Annotated in this window: 14 protein-coding genes and 1 tRNA gene; 3 read left to right on the forward strand and 12 right to left on the reverse strand. The window is 73.0% G+C overall.

Features of this window, described 5'->3' with window-relative positions; all coding sequences use genetic code 11:
- Positions 1 to 52 precede the first annotated feature (52 nt).
- The gene (locus tag WMF45_RS14745) at positions 53 to 1,696 is read left to right on the forward strand and encodes a hypothetical protein (protein WP_437717526.1); all 1,644 of its coding nucleotides are present in this window, start codon (positions 53 to 55) and stop codon (positions 1,694 to 1,696) included.
- A gap of 27 nt (positions 1,697 to 1,723) precedes the next feature.
- Here WMF45_RS14745 and cyaY read toward each other — a convergent pair whose 3' ends face one another.
- From cyaY to WMF45_RS14805, 12 genes are all read right to left on the reverse strand, one after another.
- On the reverse strand, positions 1,724 to 2,062 hold the full coding sequence (gene cyaY / locus WMF45_RS14750; protein WP_437717527.1) for an iron donor protein CyaY: 339 nt from the start codon (positions 2,060 to 2,062) through the stop codon (positions 1,724 to 1,726).
- 57 nt (positions 2,063 to 2,119) lie between these two features.
- Positions 2,120 to 3,568, reverse strand: a complete 1,449-nt coding sequence (gene phnY / locus WMF45_RS14755) for a phosphonoacetaldehyde dehydrogenase (protein WP_437717528.1) — start codon at positions 3,566 to 3,568, stop codon at positions 2,120 to 2,122.
- A 34-nt stretch (positions 3,569 to 3,602) separates the two neighbouring features.
- Positions 3,603 to 4,901, reverse strand: coding sequence for a phosphonoacetate hydrolase (gene phnA, locus WMF45_RS14760; protein ID WP_437717529.1), 1,299 nt, complete (start codon positions 4,899 to 4,901; stop codon positions 3,603 to 3,605).
- Between the two features lie 100 nt (positions 4,902 to 5,001).
- Entirely contained in the window at positions 5,002 to 5,283 is a 282-nt protein-coding gene (locus WMF45_RS14765) for a hypothetical protein (protein ID WP_437717530.1), read from the reverse strand.
- 64 nt (positions 5,284 to 5,347) lie between these two features.
- Positions 5,348 to 5,421 (reverse strand) — tRNA-Arg (locus WMF45_RS14770).
- Between the two features lie 112 nt (positions 5,422 to 5,533).
- Positions 5,534 to 6,274 (reverse strand): polyprenyl diphosphate synthase, encoded by a 741-nt coding sequence (gene uppS, locus WMF45_RS14775; RefSeq protein WP_437717531.1) that lies wholly within the window; start codon positions 6,272 to 6,274, stop codon positions 5,534 to 5,536.
- Positions 6,275 to 6,589: 315 nt separating this feature from the next.
- Positions 6,590 to 7,966: a histidine kinase dimerization/phospho-acceptor domain-containing protein gene (locus WMF45_RS14780; RefSeq protein WP_437717532.1), complete on the reverse strand. Its 1,377-nt coding sequence runs from the start codon at positions 7,964 to 7,966 to the stop codon at positions 6,590 to 6,592.
- 3 nt (positions 7,967 to 7,969) lie between these two features.
- The gene (locus tag WMF45_RS14785; RefSeq protein ID WP_437717533.1) at positions 7,970 to 8,671 is read right to left on the reverse strand and encodes a winged helix-turn-helix domain-containing protein; all 702 of its coding nucleotides are present in this window, start codon (positions 8,669 to 8,671) and stop codon (positions 7,970 to 7,972) included.
- Positions 8,672 to 8,799: 128 nt separating this feature from the next.
- Positions 8,800 to 9,387, reverse strand: a complete 588-nt coding sequence (locus WMF45_RS14790) for a hypothetical protein (protein ID WP_437717534.1) — start codon at positions 9,385 to 9,387, stop codon at positions 8,800 to 8,802.
- Between the two features lie 11 nt (positions 9,388 to 9,398).
- Positions 9,399 to 10,673, reverse strand: a complete 1,275-nt coding sequence (locus WMF45_RS14795) for a hypothetical protein (RefSeq protein WP_437717535.1) — start codon at positions 10,671 to 10,673, stop codon at positions 9,399 to 9,401.
- On the reverse strand, positions 10,670 to 11,893 hold the full coding sequence (locus tag WMF45_RS14800; protein ID WP_437717536.1) for a hypothetical protein: 1,224 nt from the start codon (positions 11,891 to 11,893) through the stop codon (positions 10,670 to 10,672). The genes WMF45_RS14795 and WMF45_RS14800 overlap by 4 nt, the downstream gene beginning before the upstream one ends.
- A gap of 154 nt (positions 11,894 to 12,047) precedes the next feature.
- Positions 12,048 to 12,827 carry a tetratricopeptide repeat protein gene (locus WMF45_RS14805; RefSeq protein ID WP_437717537.1) on the reverse strand — a complete coding sequence of 260 codons (780 nt, stop codon included), beginning with the start codon at positions 12,825 to 12,827 and terminating at the stop codon, positions 12,048 to 12,050.
- A 363-nt stretch (positions 12,828 to 13,190) separates the two neighbouring features.
- Here WMF45_RS14805 and WMF45_RS14810 point away from each other — a divergent pair, with 363 nt between their 5' ends.
- Positions 13,191 to 14,636 (forward strand): sigma-54-dependent transcriptional regulator, encoded by a 1,446-nt coding sequence (locus tag WMF45_RS14810; protein ID WP_437719542.1) that lies wholly within the window; start codon positions 13,191 to 13,193, stop codon positions 14,634 to 14,636.
- Between the two features lie 4 nt (positions 14,637 to 14,640).
- Positions 14,641 to 15,945 carry a formylglycine-generating enzyme family protein gene (locus tag WMF45_RS14815; protein ID WP_437717538.1) on the forward strand — a complete coding sequence of 435 codons (1,305 nt, stop codon included), beginning with the start codon at positions 14,641 to 14,643 and terminating at the stop codon, positions 15,943 to 15,945.
- The last annotated feature ends 67 nt before the right edge of the window (positions 15,946 to 16,012 follow it).

Below are 16,012 nucleotides of genomic sequence, written 5' to 3' on the forward strand. Positions count from 1 at the left end.
CGCCCGGTCCGTCCCGCGCGCCTCGCGGGGGCAGTGGTAGACTGAGCGCCTCTTGCGTCTTCCGATCGCTTCTCTCTTCGGCCTCCTGGCTGTGCTGCTCGCCCCTCCGGTGTTCGCCGGACCCGGCGACAAGGAGGCGAACCAGGGCATGAACGCAGCCAGAGGCGGCTTCTGCAAGCGGGCGATCCCGCTGCTCGAGTCCGCCGAGAGCCAGCGGCATCGCCCGAGCTCGGCGGTTCCTCTCGCCGACTGCTACGTCAAGCAGGGCGATCTGCTGAAGGCGAGCGACATCTATCACAAGGTCGCGAGCGAGAAGAAGGCGCCCGGCTACAACGCGCGGGATGTCGCGGCCATCACATCGGCCAAGAAGAAGGCAGCTCAGCTCGATGCGCGCATCCCGACGCTCGTCGTCACGCCGGCGGAGCCGTACGAGGGGCTGGTGGTCGAGATCGACGGGGAGGTGATCAGCGAGCCGTCGGCGCCTCAGCGGTTCGATCCGGGCGAGGTGCTGGTGATCGTCGCCAGGGCCGAGGGTCACGAGGAGACGTCGCAGAAGATCACGCTCAAGGAGAAGCAGCGGCGCGAGATCAAGCTCCGCCTCAAGCCGAAGCCCGGGGGGAAGAAGCCGCCGGAGAAGCCGGTCGCGAAGAAGCCACCAGAGAAGCCGCCGGAGAAGCCGGTCGCGGAGAAGCCGCCGGAGAAGGAGCCGCCGGAGAAGCCGGTCGCGGAGAAGCCGGTCGCGAAGAAGCCGCCGGAGAAGAAGCCGCCGAAAAAGCCGGTCGCGAAGAAGCCGCCTCGCGCGGCCGAGAAGCCGGTCGCGAAGAAGCCGCCTCGCGCGGCCGAGAAGCCGGTCGCGAAGAAGCCGCCCCGCGCGGCCGAGAAGCCGGCCGAGGACACACCGCATGTCGCGACGGGCGCCCACGAGAGGCCGAAGCCCGCCGTCGAGATGCCCGAGCCCACGCCGCCCAGCTCGCGCAGGCAGCGCGACATGTGGCTCGGCGCAGGCTTCCAGGGCTTCTTCATCCCTCAGCTCATGTTCGGGCTCCTCGGGGAAGGGGGGCGGGACGTCCTCGTCCCCGGCGGAGACATCTCGCTGTCCACGCGGCTCGGGCGGCGGTTCGATCTCGTGTTCTCGGTCGCCTACGCGCGCTTCTGGATGGACGAGACGCCGTTCAAGCCGAAGGGACACCCGGACACCGACTACGAGATCGTCGAGAGCGATCTCCAGGCGCTCCAGGCGGGCGTCCGACTGGTCTGGAACATCCCGCTCGATCGGGACGAGCTGTTCGCCTTCCGCGTCGGGGCCGGCCTTGGCGTGGGCTGGACGTTCATGGGCGACCTCTACCGGACCCAGGCCTATCCCGGCGACGCCGTGCCCGGCGACCCGGGCTCCTTCGTGCCGGGGGACCCGTACCGCTATGTGAAATGCCGCGGACCCAACAACCCGGTCGGGAGCTTCCGGTACTGCAACCAGCTCGATTACGACGCGGATCACTACCCTGGCTACGTCGAGCCGAGCTGGTTCACCCGTCCCAAGGGGCGGCCTCAAGGCCTGCGGCCGCTCGTCTATCCGTGGCTCGTCCTGCCCGAGATCGGGCTCGCGCTTCGCCCGTGGGACCGCGTCGCCTTCGACCTCCGGGTCGGCGCCTCCGTGACGGGCCTGCTCGGAGGGCTCGGCATCCGCTTCGCCCTGTGATGCACCTCGCCCCGCGGGCCGCGCGGCTCAGCGAGCGAGCTTCACAGCGCGGCCGAGCTTCCGGGCCAGCACGGCCTCGAGCGTGCTCCAGAGCTCTTCGCCCGACTTCTGGGCCACCCAGCGGTCCTCGGACGGCCGGTAGTCGAAGTGCCACGCGGCCCGCTCGGCGGCCATCCAGATCTGCCGCGCCGCGCGGTGGCTGTTGACGACGTACTTGATGCCGTCCTCGAACTCCAGGGTGAGGATGCCGCTCTGCAGGTCGGCCTCGACGCCGTCGGGGATCTCGTTGATCGCTCGATCCAGCGCGCGCAGCGACCGATCGGCCACGTCGTCGAACTCTCGCTCCGATAGGGGCTCTCCGCTCATGCCGATCCGCTTACAACGGCGCGCGCCCAGGCGGTACGGGGAAGCGCCGGCGCCCCCTCACTCCCAGGGGACGGTGTACAGCTTCACGTTGGTCATCGCCTTCATCGCCTCGACGACGCCCTCCTTGATCCCGATGCCGCTGTCCTTGATCCCTCCGAACGGCGACAGCTCGGACCGGTACCCCGGCACCTCGCGCACGTTCACCGTGCCGCAGCGGAGCTCCCGCACGAGCCTGTGGACGCGCCCCAGGTCGTTCGTGCAGACGCCGGCGGAGAGGCCGTAGCTCGTCCCGTTCGCCACGGCGATCGCCTCGTCGATGTCCCTCACCCGCAGGATGGGCGCGTGCGGGCCGAAGGTCTCGTGCTGCACGGAGGGGGCGTCCCGCGGGACATGATCCATCACGGTGGGGCCGTACAGGGCCCCGCGGCGATCGTTGCCGAACAGCAGCCGGGCGCCCCGCGCGAGCGTGTCCTCGGCCGCCGCCTCGAGCTGCCGCGCCGCGGCCTCGGAGATCACCGTCCCCATGTCCGTCGCCGGATCGAGCGGATCGCCCACCTTGATCTGCGCCGACGCGGCGGCGAGGCGGCCGGCGAACTCGTCGGCGACGCGCTCGCTCACGATGAGCCGCTTCACCGCCGTGCAGCGCTGCCCCGAGTTCCTGTAACAGCCGTACGCCGCGAGCCGCACGGCCTCGTCGAGATCCGCGTCGTCGAGCACGATGAGCGGGTCGTTGCCGCCGAGCTCGAGCACCGCGCGCCGGTAGCCGAGCAGGCCGGCGATGCGCTTGCCGATCTCGACCCCGCCGGTGAAGCTCACGAGCTCCACGGCGGGGTGGGTCACGAGCGCGCGCCCGATCTCCGCCGGATCGCCGGTCACGACGCTGAGCATGCCGGGCGGCAGGCCCGACTCGTGCAGCACGGACGCGAGGTAGATCGCGGAGAGAGGCGTCTTCTCCGACGGCTTGAGCACCATGGAGCTGCCGCTCGCGACGCTCGGCGCGACCTTGTGGGCGACCTGGTTGAGCGGGTGGTTGAACGGGGTGATCGCCGTCACCAGGCGGAGCGGCTCGCGCAGCGTGTACCCCCGCCGGGGCTTGCCGTTCGCCGAGATGTCGAACGCGAGGCACTGGCCGTCGTCGCGGAGCGCCTCGTACGCGGAGAAGCGGAGCACGTCGAGCGCGCGCCGCACCTCGTAGGCCGTGTCCTTGAGGCAGAGCCCGCTCTCCCACGTGATGAGCCGCGCCACCGCCCCCGCCTGCGCCTCGATGTGCGCCGCGGCGCGGAGCAGGATCTCGCTGCGCTCGTGGCGAGAGAGCCGCGGCGGGCCGGAGGACACGCTCGCGAGCGCCTCCAGCACCGCCCCCTCGTCGAGCCTCGGCACGCTGCCGATCACCTCGCCCGTGAACGGGTAGCGCACGAGGATGACCTCGTCCCGGCTCACCGGTCTTCCCCCGATCAGGCACGGAAAATGGAACGCTGGTCGATCGATTGAGAGCATCGAGCCCATCCCTGTCCCCCCTTCAGGCGCTCGATCGTCGGCGCTAGGCCACGGCGGTCGAGAGTCGGTTGAGCACCAGATCGAAGACGTCCGCGTTCGACAGTGCGCTCGGCCGGCCGTGCGCAGCGCCCGCGTCGGCGTCATCGGCCGCTTCCGCGCCGAGGAGCCAGGCCCGCTCCCCGGGCCGGAGCGGGTGGCTCGCGAGGATCGGCACCTCCGCCTCGTGCAGGCCGCCGTGGGACCTGAGCCCGCGCTGCACGGCGGAGAGGTCGTGGTAGGCCGCGCTCTTGCCGAGCACCGTGCTCCGATCGCCGAGGACCACGAGGTCGCCGATCCGATCCGGCGGCAGCGCGAAGCGCCGCGCGGCCTCCTCCCGGGTCAGGACGAGCTCCACGCCCGGGAGCCGCTCGAGGACGTGAGCGGCGCGCGCGCCGTCGTCGGGCGCGCCGATGTACACGGTCGCGTACGACCCGAGCGCGCCGTGGTGCACGACGTACGGGTCGGTGATCGGCAGGAGCACGCGGAAGCCCGAGAGGCCGGCCTCGCGCAGCGCGTCGTCCAGGTAGCGCACGTTCGGCGAGCCGTCCTGCGTGGTCTTGTCGTTCATGCCGTGATCCGCGGTGATGCCGCAGACGAAGCCGGCGTCGAGGTACTCGCCGAAGAGGGCGTCGAAGCGGGCGTAGAACCGATCGGACATCGGCCCGCGCGGCGGCTCCTTGTGTTGCACGTAGTCGGTCAGCGACACGTAGAGCAGCGTGGCCGAGAGCCGCTCGTGCAGCGCGAGGCCCATCTCCATGGCGTAATGGGAGATGTCCCAGTCGTAGATCGACGGGTTCTCGCGGCCGACCGCGGCGGTGATCGAGCCGATCCCGTGCTCCGGGATGGCCTGCTCGTGCGCCTTCTCCGCCGACAGCGAGATCGGGCGAGGGCCCCCCTCGCGGCACGCGCCGAGGAGCGCGCGGAGCTTGTCCTTGGCCGTGACGCAGAGGGTCCTGACGCCCGCCTGCTCCATCTTCTCGAAGAGCGTCGGGACGCGCAGGAACCGAGGATCGTTCATCGGCACCTCCTCCCCCGTGGCGGCGTCGAGGTAGGTGTTGCCCGAGATGCCGTGCACGCGCGCCGGCTGGCCGGTCACGATCGACACGTTGTTCGGGTTCGTGAAGCTCGGGACCTGGCCTCGGCCGCGCACGTACAGGCCGCCGGCGGCGAGCGTGCCCGCGAGCCGCGGCATCAGCCCGTCCGCGAGCGCCTGGTCGAGGTACTCCGGCCCGCAGCCATCGACGCAGAACACCACCGTCTTGCGCGCGGGCAGCGCATAGCGCCGGTCGCCGAGTTCGATCATGCCGAACGCTGACACGCAGCGCGCGGGCCGAGAAGGGCCGTCGCTGCGCCGCCACGGGCGCTCCTCCGCCTCGAACGGCGGGCGGGGGAGCGGCGGTGCGTCAGTAGCCCGGCCAGGGATCGGCCGGCTTCGGAGGCGCCGGGACCGGCCGCTTGAAGCACATCACGCCGGCGTCGAGCGCCACGAGCTCCCAGCCGCCCTCGCCCCGCGCCTTCGCGATGGCGCGGGCCTCGTCCACGCCGTGCGCCTGCTCGCAGTCCTGCTCCCACCGCGGTGGGGGGACGTTCGGCATGAGCCCCTGGGCGCGCACCCGCCCCGCCGCGAGCGCGACGGCCGCGCCCAGCACCAGACCGCCCAGCACGAGCACGACCCTCTTGTCCATGGCGTCAGGGACATGGTGGTCCGCGCCGGGCAGCACCGTCAAGCGACGCACCGAGGACGTTCGGCACGCCCGGCAGGATTCGAACCTGCGACCCGCGGCTTAGAAGGCCGCTGCTCTATCCAGCTGAGCTACGGGCGCTTGGACGACAAGCTCATCTCTCGTACTGCATCGCGGACGCGGAATCGAGCGTTACGAGCGTTACGAGCGTCGCCAGCGCCGTGGGCGCGGCGAGCGCCCCGGTGAGGTCCGCTCAGGTCGACGCGACCAGGCGGCGGACCTGCTCGCCGGTCCGGCCGTAACGCCGCTGTCGCCGGCTGTAGGTAGCGACCGCCTCCTCGAAGGTCGCCTCGGTGAAATCGGGCCAGAGCGTGTCGGTGAAGAACAGCTCCGCGTACGCGGCCTCGAAGAGCAGGAAGTCGCTGAGGCGCTTCTCTCCGCCGGTGCGGATGATGAGATCGGGATCCGGCATCGAGCTGGTCGTCAGGAAGTTCCGGAGCGACTTCTCGTTGATCTCCTCCGGGATGACCAGCCCGGCCCGCGCGCGGACCGCGAGCGCGCGCATGGCGTTCGCCATGTCGCGGCGACCGCCGTAGCTCAGCGCGAGCGCCAGGGTCATCTCGGTGCCCCCGGCGGTGTCCTCCACGAGCTTCTCCATCGCGCGCCGCGTCGGCGTCGGGATGTCCTCGAGATCGCCGACCACCTGAACCGCGATCCCTCGACGGATCAGCTCGTCGTGCTCCCCCTCGGCGAACTCCTGGCAGATGCGCATCAGCGCGTCGATCTCGTCCTTGGGCCTCGACCAGTTCGCCACGCTGAACGCGTAGAGCGTGAGGTACGGGATCCCGCGATCGCGGCAGGCGCGCACCGAGAGGCGCACGGCCTTCGCCCCGTGCTGGTGCCCCTGCATGCGGGGGAGCCCCCGCGCCGCCGCCCAGCGGCCATTGCCATCGAGGATGATCGCGACGTGCTTGGGGAGAGTGCTGGACGTCATGGGCTTTCCTGGGTGGGGACGACGAAAGACTCTGCGCCGAGCATGGGCGCGGTGGGGGGGCCGACGGTGATGCGATCGTGGAGGTTCTGTGGAGGATGGCGCGGGAGAGCTCAAGGCGCTCTGGCCGCTGACGGGTGCGCGAGCTCTTTGACACGCACACGCACACGCGCACGCGCACGCGCTCGCTCGCCCGACGACCACCGCCGCGCCTTCGCACCACCGATCCGGCGCGCTGTCAAACCGAGGAAACCTCCCGGAAACCAAGAGGGGCGCCGGGAGGGGCGGCATGGCGAGAGAGCTCATCCTTTCACAGGATCAAGCCCCCGGCAGCGAGAGCTTGAACTCGACCTCGGGCGGCCCGCGGTGGGTGCACTCGGCCGAGCCGCTGTGGGCCTCGGCGATCGCCTTGACGATCGCGAGGCCCAGGCCGGTGCCGCCCCGGTCGGCGCGAGTCGTCACGAAACGGCGGAAAAGGCGGCCTGCGACGTGACGCCCGATCTCGCCGCGGTTGCGGATCGAGATCGCGACCTGTCCGCCCATGCGAGACACGGCGATCTGGACGGGGGCCGCGGCGTCGCCGTGCGTGCGCGCGTTGTCGAGCAGGTTGTCGAGGGCGCGCGAGAGCCACTGCTCGTCGCCGCGCACCGTCGCCGAGCTCGGCGCGTCGAGCTCGACGCGGCTGCCGCGCTCTCGCGCCCGCGCCGCGGCGGCCTCTGCGATCGCGACCAGGTCGACCACCGCGGCGTGCTCCACGCCGCGCGCCTCGAGGCGCGCCAGCGACAGCAGCTCCCCGAGGAGCGCCTCGATCCGCGTGGTCGCCTCGCGGATGCGCGCGACGAAGCGGGCGGCCTCCTCGGGGTCGTCGAGCGCGCCCTCGGAGAGCACCTCGGCGCTCGCGCGGATCGCGGCGACGGGGTTCTTGAGCTCGTGCGAGAGATCCGCGGCGAACGTCTCGACGAAGGGGCGGCCCTCGATCTGGCGCCGCATCGAGTCGATGGCGCGCGTCAGCCGCTGGACCTCGCGGCCCTGCGCCGGCGGCGTCGCCGCGCGCACCTCGCCCTCGCTCACGCGCACCGCGAACTCGGTGAGCGCCTCGATCGGCGTCGCGATGGTGCGGCCGATCAGGAACGACGAGATCGCCGCCGCGGCGCCGAGCACCGTGCTGAGCACGAGGATCGGCGGGGCGAAGTCGGCGACCATCCGCTGCACCACGATGGTCGGCTTCACGACCTGCACGCTGCCGACGCGCTGGCCGCGGACCTGGATGGGCGCGGTCACGAAGACGGTCCCGGGCTCGCCCGGCGAGGCGCCGCGCGCCCGGAGCACGCGGCCTTCGGGATCGAGCAGCGCGATGCTCTGGGCGGTCGGGCCCTCGGCCTCGCCGTCGAGCGCGCGCACCGCCGCGAGATCGACGCCGCGCACCTCCATCTCCATCGCGGCGACGGCGGCGAACGCGGCCGCCTCGTCGCGCGCGCTGCCCTCGGCGAGCAGCGTCGCGCGCGCCTCGATGCGATCGATGACGAGCAGCCCGAGCCCGAACGCGAACGCGCCGACGATGCCGCCGAGCGCGATGAAGATCTGCATCCGGATGCTCATCCCCGCCGTCCGGGCGCGGACGAGGCGGGAGGCGAACAGCGCGACGAGCAGGATGAGCGAGACCGCCGCCGCCGCGGTGACGACGAGGCGCAGCATCCGTCAGCCGCCGCCTTCCGCGGGGCCCGGCTTGTCCGCGACGCGGTAGCCGACGCCGCGCACCGTCTCGATGAGATCGGCGTCGCCGCCGGCCTCGACGACCTTCTTCCGGAGCCCCTTCACGTGGGAGTCGATGGTCCGGTCGGTGATCGCGAACCCGTCGCCCCAGACGCGATCGATGAGCTGCGCGCGCGTGAAGACCCTGCCCGGCGCGGCGAGCATGCAGGCGAGCAGATCGAACTCGACGCGGGTGAGGTCGACCTTCTGGCCGCTCACGTACGCGCGCCGCGTGGACTCGTCGACCACGAGCGGCAGCGGCGCGGGCGCGGCGGCCGACGGCGAGGGCCGCGCGGCGCGGCGCAGGACGGCCCGCACCCGCGCCACGATCTCCCGGGGGGAGAACGGCTTGGTCACGTAGTCGTCGGCGCCGGTCTCGAGCGCGGCGACGCGGTCGGCCTCGCTGTCGCGGCTCGACAGGACGATGATCGCGGCGCGTGCCGCGCTCCGCCGCGCCTGGCCGATCAGGTCGAAGCCGCTGCCGTCGGGGAGCATGAGATCGAGGATGATGAGGTCGGCCTTGTCGATCTCCCGCTCCGCGGCCGCGAGCGTGGTGGCGACGGTGGCCGCGAACCCGTCGCGGCGCAGGAAGTAGGCGATCGACTCGGCGATGGCCGGCTCATCCTCGACGACCAGGACCTTGGCCATGGCCTGGGAGCCTAGAACGGGGCGGTGGACGCGTCGACAGGGCTGGCCGGCGGGGCTGGTCAGCGGGCCTGGCCGGCCCCGCCCCTGCGGTGGCCCGCGGGCGTCGCGATCGCCGCGTTCGTGCGCGCTCAGGCGCGCGGGATCGCCGCGTTGACGAGCTCGCGCACGACGCCGAGCAGCCGCTCGTAGTGCTCCGGGATGGGCCGCAGGCCGGCGCAGTGGACCACGAGGCCGCCGGCGCGGAGCTCGAGGTGCCCCTGGAAACCGCGGCGGGCGAGGAGCTTGCGCAGCCGCGGATGGAACGCGCCTGCGGCCTCGCGCTGGGAGGCGGCGAAGGTCGTCACGTGGGCGTCCCAGAGCGCATCGTCGAGGGTGACCCGGGGTGGGGGAGGGCTCTCGATGAAGGCGACGCGCGTCAGGAAATGCTCGCCGACGCGCATCGAGGCGCGGCGCTGGAGCGCCGGGTGCGCCGCGAAGCCGAGCAGCGTCCGCTCGAGGGGCTCGGCTTCGCCCTCGGCGTACCAGGGCTCGGCGATCACCGCGTGCCCGGGGTTCACCGTCCACGTGCACGCGGAGAGGTACGCGGAGGGCGGCGCGATCGTGTCGTAGGGCTCCCAGCGGCGGAACCAGGCCTCGTCAGGGCGCGCGGTGAAGGCGAGGCCGCGCCGGGCAGCCCACGCCGCGATGTGCTCGTCGGATCCCAGCGGAGGCGGCATGGATGGCCAGGTTAGTCGGCGCGGCGTCGCCTCGGAAGCCTCCGGCGCCATGCGACAGCGAGCGCCCCGGCGCCGAGCGACAGCCAGGACGCCGCGCCCGCGGCCGCGCCGTTCCCGGGCGCGTCGCAGGAGCATCGGCCGTAGATGCCGACCGTCGTCTCGTCGTCGTGGTCGTCGTCGTTGCCCAGCGGGGCTCCAGCGCCTCCGTGGCCTGCGGTCGTGAGGGGCGCGCCGCCGGCGTCACCAGCGTCGCCGCCGCTCCCGGCTGCGCCGCCGCGGCCGCCCGAGCCCCCGCCTTCACCGCCGCTCCCGTCTTTTCCGCCGCCGCTGCCACCGCCGCCAGCGCCGCCATCGCTGCCATCGCCGCCAGCGCCGCCGCCGCCCGTCTCGCCGCCGTCGTCCGCGCAGCGCGTGAGATGGAGGGGACGTTTGCGCGTGCAGTCCGTCGGCGACGCGCAGCGGGGATCGGAGAGCGCGGGCGGCGCGCCTGTGCCGCCGATCTCGCCCAGGTCAGGGTAGGCGACCTCGGTCCTCTCCCAGCGCCCCCCGGTGTGCTCCATCCAGCCGAACACCCGCTCCTGGTACGGAACGGCGCCGCCGATCGCCGGGTCGTAGACGCCGCGGCCCGCGTCGTAGTTGGGGTTGTTCGGGTTGTTGACGTATGCGAGCCCGTTGTAGGCCCACACGGCGCTGTACCAGTGCTCGATGAACGCGGGTTGCCGGTCGCCGACGCAGCGCGTGGCCCTCCACTTCGAGGCCAGGATCTGGGTGCCGGTGGCCGCGTTGTAGGTCGGCTCCGCGGCCACGCGGCGCGGATCGAAATCCGGGCTGTCGCCGCGCCGCATGCCGCTCGTGATCTGCGAGGCGCCGTAGCCGCAGTCGAAGGAGATGATCGTCCGCGAGCTCTCCCCCGCCTGATCCATCGGCCGGTCCGGCGCGCAGAACTGCTGCCACCCAGACTCCTGCATGGCGATCGCCTTGAGCAGCTCGCAGGGGAACGTGGCGGGAACGTCGCGCCGCGCCTCGGGCAGATCGCAGCCCTGACCGAGGTTGAAGGCCGGTGGGCCGGCGTCGCCCCAGGCCTCGGGGCCCCGCGAGACGCGGTCGAAGATGGCGTTCCACTCCGCGACGGAGGGGTTGATCCCGGGCGCGGCCTCGATCGCGCAGCCGCGATCGTTGTACGCGCTCGACGCGGTGAAGCAGGGGCAGTACGCGGCGCGCGCGGCCGGCGCGACCAGCGCGGCCGCGGAGAGCGCCGCCGGGATCAGGAGAAGGCGGCCCGTCACGGCTCCTCCTTCGCGGCGGTGAAGCCGGCGACCGCGATGCGCGCCCCGGGGGGCGCGGGGATCGCGGCGACCTCGCCGCTCTCCACCCGGATCGCGAAGGGCACGGCGAACGCGGACGGGTTCGTGTGCAGCGCCGCCACCCACGCCGCGTCCTGCGAGACGGCCTGGATGGCGTCGATGCCGGGGCCGAGCGGGCTGCGGACCGCGGCGCGCGCGCCGACGACGGACAAGCCGGCGGCGCGCTCGGGCGTGTACGCGATCCCGCCGCCCGGCCAGGCGTACGGGGCGAGGGCGTGGCTCGCGCTCGCCCCGAGCCGGGTGCGCTTGCCCCGGGCGAGATCGAGCCGATCGATGACCCACAGGCCAGGGTCGGTCTCGTGCCGCTCCTGGAACACGAGCGCGCCTGCCGCGGCGTCGATCGAGAAATCGCGCGCGAACGGCGGGATCGACGGGGCGATCACCCGCGTCGCGCCGGAGTCGGGGTCCACGAGGACGATGTCGGCCCTCGCCGGGGAGACGCGGTAGAGGACGAGCTCGCCGTTCCACGCGCCGGCGAGGAAGGCGAGGTGCCCCGTGTGTCGGTGCACGGTGCGGATCGCGCCGGTGGCGAGGTCGACCTCGTCGATGGTGAGCGCGTCGACCCGGAGCTGCGCGGGGTCGTTGTCGGGCTGCGGCTCCGGGCCGGCGACGCCGCGTGAGACGAAGACGCGCCCCTCGGCGGTGACGAGCGGGCGGCTCGCGTGGACCACGCCGTCGCAGAGCGCGACGGGCTCTGCGCCCGGCTGGATCCGGAAGAGGCGCGCGTTGAACGAGCGGTCGCTGGACGGGCTCGTCTCGGCGGTCGCGACAACGAGCCGCGTTCGCGGGACGACGCGGGCGCGGACCACGGCGTCGCTCAGGTGCCGGAGCGTGGCGAGCGCGGGACCGGCCTTGGCTCCGCCGATCGGCGCGATGTGGAGCGTGGTCCGGGCCGCCCCCGGGGGCGTCGCGAGGATCGCGACGCTGGGTGGCGCCGAGGAATCGGCGGGCGCCGCTGGCGCCGCGACGGCCGTGGGCACGAGCAGACGGCCGACCCGCGAGAGCGCGGGCGCAGGGGCGTCGCCATCGGCGAGCACCGCCGTCATCGTACCCGTGAGCGCGGCGAGCAGCGCGCAGGGGAGCGCGATCCTGTGCAGACGGCGCCGTGTCAGGGGCGAGCGGGCGTAGGAGCTGAGACGCACGACAGGAGCGTAGACGATGCGCCGGTGAGCGCCCGCTCGCGAGGCGGCGCCGGCGTGCCAGCCTCTGCCGCCCCGCCGTCCCGTGCGGTCGGGGCGCCCGACCACGTCGCCGTCGCGCCCGGCGAAAGGCAGCGGGTCGCCGGGAAGCCGGCCCTCAGAAGCGGCCGGCCATGCCGAGCCCGGCCGCGCCCGGTCCAGCGACCGGCGTCAGCTGGATCTTGCTGGGCCAGGGCTGGTTGAACCCGAGCTCCCAGATGAGGCCACCGGCGACGCCGGCGGCGCCCAACCCGAGCAGCACGCCGCCGACCGTCGCGTGCGTGCGCCCCTGATTGCCCCGCTCGGCCACGTCCTCCGTGCAGCCCTTGCGCGAGGGGCAACGGTCCTCGGCCGCGCCGATGTCCGCGAAGCCGCTCGAGGTCAGGATCCCGCCGACCAGCAGCGTGACGACCCCGGCGCCCGTCGCGACCCACGGCGAATAGCCGTAAGGAGGCTGCGGCGGAGGCTCCTCCTTGGGGCGCTCCGGGATCGCCGAGGCGGTGGGGGCCGTCGGGAGCACCGCCGGCGCCGACGCGGACGCGCTCGCGCTGGCGCTCGGCGCCGGTCGGAGGGCGTTCTTGAGGTTCTGGATCTTGTCCTGGATCGTCTGCGCGTCGCTCGCGTCCGGCGTGCGGGCCAGGTAGGTCTCCAGCGCCGTGACCGCCTCGGCCCGCTCGCCCTTCTTCTCGTAGGCGTTGGCGATGTTGATCAGCACGCCGTGCGCCGAGCAGTCGAGCTGGTAAGCGTCCTTCCAGTACTGGATGGCGCGATCGTAGTCAGCGCGCTCGTAGAACTGGGTGGCGGCCTTGTGCGCCCCCTTGGCGCCTTCCAGGTCGGCGGGGGTCGCCGTGCGGTAGCACTCGGGGTATTCGATGGCCGGATCTCCTGCTAAGGCCAACCCCGCGGCGAGGAATATCCCCGCGCCGAGACCGACCAGCCAAGTCCGAAGCACACGCATCCGAGCCGCCCTCCGAGAAGTGGCCGCAGCATACTGATCCGCTTCGCCGGCAGCGAGAAAAAGGAACTATTACGGACCTCGAGGCAATGCGTTCGGCCTGCCGACCGGCATGGCGAACGCCGAGCGAAGCGGCGGCCAGGGGAGCGGGACAGGAGCGCCGAGCGAGGCGGCGGCCGCGGGGAGCGGGAAGGGAACGTCGCCGGCGCGCCCGCGCGGCGCGTGGGTGGCCGACCGGCCGACCGGAGCGTCGAGGGACGGTCCCGTCGCTCGCTTGGTTTCCGGTTCTGCTAGTCTCGCCCGGTGATGCTCCCCGAAAAGAAGCAGATCCTCGTCGTGGATGACGAGGCGAACCTCCGGCGGGTCCTCAGCGCCCAGCTCGGCCGGGATGGCTACGAGGTCCACACCGCGGAAGACGGCGAGGAGGGGCTCGCGTTCCTGAAGGAGCACCACATCGATCTGGTCATCACCGACCTCCGGATGCCCAAGGTCGACGGCATGGACCTGCTCCGCGCCGCGCTCCGCGACGACCCCTCGCGGCCCGTGGTGCTGCTCACGGCGCACGGGACCGTCGACAACGCCGTCGAGGCGCTCAAGACGGGCGCGTTCGACTACATCACGAAGCCGTTCGATCAGAACGAGGTGCGCGTCGTCGTGAAGAAGGCGCTCCGCACCCGCGATCTCGCGAGCGCGGACGCGACGCGGGACGTCTCCGCGGCGCAGCCCCGGGGGGGCTCCGATCGCTTCGGCATCATCGGCGAGAGCCCGCCCATCCAGGAGCTCTACGCGATCCTCGAGCGGGTCGCCGACACGCCGACCACGGTGCTCATCAGCGGCGAGAGCGGCACCGGGAAGGAGCTCGTCGCGCGGGCGCTGCACGAGAACTCCGGCCGTCGCGACCGGCCGTTCATCAAGGTCAACTGCGCGGCCATCCCGAAGGACCTCATGGAGTCGGAGCTCTTCGGCTACGAGCGCGGGGCCTTCACCGGCGCGGTCGCCTCCAAGCCCGGGCGCTTCGAGCTCGCCTCCGGCGGGACGCTCTTCCTCGACGAGATCGGCGAGATCCCGAACGAGATGCAGGTGAAGCTCCTGCGCGTCCTGCAGGAGAGCGAGTTCGAGCGGGTCGGGGGCATCAAGACCATCCACGTCGACGTCCGGCTCGTCGCCGCCACCAACCGCGACCTCAAGCGGGAGATCGCGGCCGGCACGTTCCGGGAAGACCTCTTCTACCGGCTCAACGTCGTCCCGATCGCGCTCCCCGCACTGCGCGACCGGAGGAGCGACATCCCCCACCTCTGCGCCCACTTCGTGGCGAAGTTCAACGCGCGCCTCAAGAAGAGCATCGAGAGCATCGAGCCCGAGGCGCTCGAGCGCCTGGCCTCGCACGCCTGGCCGGGGAACATCCGCGAGCTCGAGAACGTCGTCGAGCGGGCGCTGCTCTTCGCCGACGGCGCGCGCATCCGCCTCGACGACCTGCCGGAGGAGATCCGCGGCGGCGCCACGTCGGCGCCCGGCGCGACGCTGCCGCTCGCGGCCGCCGCCGCGGACACCTCCGCCGCGCCGTCGACGCCCGACGGCCTCAAGGAGCAGGTGAAGGCGGCGATGAGCAAGCTCGAGCGCGACCTCATCGAGCGCGCCCTCAAGCAGACGCACGGCAACGTCACCCACGCCGCGCGGCTCCTCAAGATCTCGCGCAAGGGGCTCCAGCTCAAGATGAAGGAGCTGAACCTCCGCGAGCGCGACGCCGAGTGAGCCCGTGGGCCTCGGCGAGCAGCGCTCCGTCCGCGCACAGGGCCGCGCGCCCGGGGGGAAGGCCCTCGCCGTCGCCGCCTCGCTCGCCGGCCTCCTCGCGGCCTCTCCCGGCTGCGATCGCGGCGGCGCCCCGCAGGGCACGGACGCCGATCTCGACGCCGCCCCGCCCTGGGACGTGAGCCAGACCGAGCCGGAGCCGCGCCCCGGCATGGCGTGGATCCCGAAGGGCGTGCTCATCGCGGGCACGCCGCCGGACCGCCTGCCGCGCATCGCCGACGAGGAGATGGCGGGCGCGCAGGTCGTGATGCACGGCTTCTACATCGACATCTTCTCGTACCCCAACGAGGTCGGCGCGATCCCGACCACGAACATCGCGCAGGACGAGGCGCGCGCGCTGTGCGAGGCGCAGGGCAAGCGCCTCTGCACGGAGCTCGAGATCGAGCGGGCCTGCAAGGGGCCGGACAACACCACGTACGAGTACGGCGACACGTACAAGGCGCCGGTCTGCGCGACCGGGCAGAGCCGGGTCCTGACGCCCAACGGGGTGAACGCCGGGTGCGTGAGCGCGTTCGGGGTGCACGATCTCCATGGCGGCGTGTGGACCTGGACCTCGAGCCAGTGGCAGCGGGACAGCGGCAAGCCGGGGCTCGTCACGCTGCGCGGAGGCAACGGGCCGACGGGCGAGCTCGTGGGGCGATGCGCCCACGGGCGCGGTGCCAAGCCGGACACGCGCCGCCCCGAGGTCGGCGTCCGCTGCTGTGCCGGCGAGGTGAACAGCTTCGAGGTGGTGCTCGAGGTGACGCGCGATCGCCCGCTCCGGCTGGAGCCGCTCGTCGATGCGCGCGCGGCGGCGCAGCTCGCGGCGCTCGCGCCGGAGGAGGTGCGCAACGCGCCCCGGGTCGGGTCGGCCGAGGGGGCGTTCCGCGTGGAGCGCATGTGGACCTGGCACCCCCGGGGCAACGAGGAGCTCGTGCTCGGCGGCGGCTGCGCGCGGCCGGCCGGGGTGAACGGGGCGCCGCGTAGCCGCACCAAGCGCGCGAAGCGGTCGCGCCCGGGCGACGGAACGACGTGCGGGCTCCTCATCAGCCGGATGCGCATGAGCGCGCCGGCGCTGCTCGCGTTCGTCCCGTCGGATCTCTGGGAGCCCACGATCGGCGAGACGGACTCGCCGCGCGAGCTCTTCCTGTACGGCGGCGATGCGCTGGGCGCCTTCCGCCGTCGAATCACCTACGAGTGGGGCAAGATCGGCGTCGCCGACAAGGAGCGCAAGCGCAAGCACAAGGGCCGCCGCGGGCTCTCGTACGACTGAGGCCCCTCGGCGTCGCGACGAGCGCGCCGGGGCTCGCGGTCGCGACGGGTGGCGCTGGCGCGCGGCG

It is taken from the genome of Sorangium sp. So ce448, assembly GCF_051520915.1.
Taxonomy (GTDB): Bacteria; Myxococcota_A; Polyangia; order Polyangiales; family Polyangiaceae; genus Sorangium; species Sorangium cellulosum_B.

What these genes read in the sequence shown, in the direction of transcription:
- phnY (WP_437717528.1), bottom strand. Translation starts at nt 3,568, where the DNA reads ATGGGCTCGATGCTCTCAATCGATCGACCAGCGTTCCATTTTCCGTGC.
- WMF45_RS14785 (WP_437717533.1), bottom strand. Translation starts at nt 8,671, where the DNA reads ATGGCCAAGGTCCTGGTCGTCGAGGATGAGCCGGCCATCGCCGAGTCG.
- cyaY (WP_437717527.1), bottom strand. Translation starts at nt 2,062, where the DNA reads ATGAGCGGAGAGCCCCTATCGGAGCGAGAGTTCGACGACGTGGCCGAT.
- WMF45_RS14780 (WP_437717532.1), bottom strand. Translation starts at nt 7,966, where the DNA reads ATGCTGCGCCTCGTCGTCACCGCGGCGGCGGCGGTCTCGCTCATCCTG.
- uppS (WP_437717531.1), bottom strand. Translation starts at nt 6,274, where the DNA reads ATGACGTCCAGCACTCTCCCCAAGCACGTCGCGATCATCCTCGATGGC.
- WMF45_RS14810 (WP_437719542.1), top strand. Translation starts at nt 13,191, where the DNA reads ATGCTCCCCGAAAAGAAGCAGATCCTCGTCGTGGATGACGAGGCGAAC.
- phnA (WP_437717529.1), bottom strand. Translation starts at nt 4,901, where the DNA reads ATGATCGAACTCGGCGACCGGCGCTATGCGCTGCCCGCGCGCAAGACG.
- WMF45_RS14790 (WP_437717534.1), bottom strand. Translation starts at nt 9,387, where the DNA reads ATGCCGCCTCCGCTGGGATCCGACGAGCACATCGCGGCGTGGGCTGCC.
- WMF45_RS14765 (WP_437717530.1), bottom strand. Translation starts at nt 5,283, where the DNA reads ATGGACAAGAGGGTCGTGCTCGTGCTGGGCGGTCTGGTGCTGGGCGCG.